We start from the raw sequence: 2,220 nt of genomic DNA, 5'->3' as shown, positions 1-2,220 counted from the left end.
ATGACGGATCGAATCGACAAGGCCGGGCTGGCGATCGGCCGGCCGCTTTACGAGCTGATGGAGACAGCGCTGTCGGGCACCGGGGTGAGCTCGGAAGTGTTCTGGGCGGAGCTGGCCGAACTGGTCGCCAGCTTTGCCGACAAGAACGCGGCACTGCTCAAGCACCGCGAGGCCATCCAGGAGACGCTGGACAAATGGCATCGCGAGCATCGCGGGGACGCCTTCGACTTCGTGGCCTACAAACAGCTGCTCGAAGAACTCGAATACATCGTGCCGGCCGGCGACGACTTCTGCGTATCGACCGATCACGTCGACCCCGAGATTGCCACCGTGCCGGGCCCGCAGCTGGTTGTGCCCATCACCAACGCCCGCTTCTCGCTCAACGCCGCCAACGCCCGCTGGGGCAGTCTCTACGACGCACTCTACGGGGCCGACATCATCCCCGAGAGCGACGGTGCCGAGAAGGGCACGCGCTACAACCCCAGGCGCGGAGCCCGGGTCGTGGCCTGGGCCGCCGACTTCCTCGATGCCCACTTCCCGCTGGAATCGGGTCGCCACGCCGATGCCACGGCCTACAAGGTCGACAACGGCCAACTGGCCGTCGACGTGGGCGGTGCCCACACCGGTCTGGCCGATGCCGGCCAGTTTGCCGGCTACCAGGGCCAGGCCAGCGCGCCGAAGGCGATCCTGCTGGTACACAACGGCCTTCACGCCGAGATCCAGATCGATGCCGAACATCCGATCGGCCAGGATCACGCGGCCGGCGTCAAGGACGTGCTCATGGAAGCCGCCGTGACCACCATTCAGGACTGCGAGGACTCGGTGGCCGCGGTCGATGCCGAAGACAAGGCACTCGTCTACGGCAACTGGCTCGGCCTGATGAAGGGCGATCTCGAAGAAAGGATGGACAAAGGCGGCCAGACGATCACCCGCCGTCTGGCCGATGATCGCCAATACACCGCCGCCGACGGCTCGCCGCTGCGCCTGCCGGGTCGCAGCCTCATGCTGATTCGCAACGTCGGCCATCTGATGACCACGCCAGCCGTGCTGGATGGCCAGGGCAACGAAATCCCCGAAGGCATCCTCGATGCCCTGTGCACCGCCACCATCGCCCTGCACGACCTGCAGGGCAACGGCCCCCACAGCAACAGCCGGGCCGGCTCGGTCTACATCGTCAAGCCCAAGATGCATGGCCCGGCCGAAGTCAACTTCACCGTCGCCCTGTTCGAACACATCGAAAAAGCGCTGGGCATGACGCCCAACACGCTCAAGATCGGCATCATGGACGAAGAGCGGCGCACCTCCATCAACCTCAAGGCGTGCATCCGCGAGGCCCGCGAGCGCACCATCTTCATCAACACCGGCTTTCTGGATCGCACCGGCGACGAAATGCACACCAGCATGGAAGCCGGCCCGATGTTGCCCAAGGGCGAGATGAAATCGCAGCCCTGGCTGTCGGCCTACGAAGACAACAACGTCGACACCGGGCTGGCCGTGGGCCTGCGCGGCAAGGCCCAGATCGGCAAGGGCATGTGGCCGGCGCCGGACAACATGGCCGACATGATGGCTGCCAAGATCGGCCATCCGCAGGCCGGGGCCAACTGTGCCTGGGTGCCGTCACCGACCGCGGCCACGCTGCACGCCATCCACTACCATCGCTGTGACGTGCTCGACCGCCAGGCCGAACTGGAATCGCGTCACGCGGATTATCTCGACGACCTGCTGACCCTCCCGTTGCTGGATCGCGAACTGAGCGCCGACGAGATCCAGAAAGAGCTGGACAACAACTGCCAGGGCATTCTGGGCTACGTCGTGCGCTGGGTGGATCAGGGTGTGGGCTGCTCCAAGGTGCCGGACATCACCGACACCCCGCTCATGGAAGACCGGGCGACCTGCCGGATCAGCTCGCAGCACGTGGCGAACTGGCTACACCACGGCATCACCGACGAGCACACCGTACGCGAGACGCTCAAGCGCATGGCCAAAGTGGTGGATCGTCAGAACGCGGGCGATGCCAGCTATCAGGCCATGTCCGCGGACTTCGACGGATCGATCGCCTTCCAGGCGGCCTCGGACCTGATCTTCAAGGGGCGCGAACAGCCGTCGGGCTACACCGAGCCGGTGCTGCATGCCCGTCGGCGCGAGCACAAGGCCCAGCGCGCGGGCGGCTGATCGCGCAGCGCGAACCCGATATGACAAAGCCCGGCTTCGGCCGGGCTT

The 2,220-nt window shown here is 65.7% G+C and carries 1 protein-coding gene; it reads left to right on the top strand.

Annotation, left to right across the window (positions count from 1 at the left end):
- A partial coding sequence (locus D3260_RS17025; RefSeq protein WP_120099804.1) for a malate synthase G occupies positions 1-2,172 on the top strand: 2,172 nt, incomplete at its 5' end.
- Positions 2,173-2,220: the final 48 nt, after the last annotated feature.

The organism is Salinisphaera sp. Q1T1-3 (genome assembly GCF_003602005.1).
Lineage (GTDB): Bacteria > Pseudomonadota > Gammaproteobacteria > Nevskiales > Salinisphaeraceae > Salinisphaera.
Note: the sequence above shows the minus strand (reverse complement) of the source record. Positions and strands in the feature narration are given on the sequence as shown.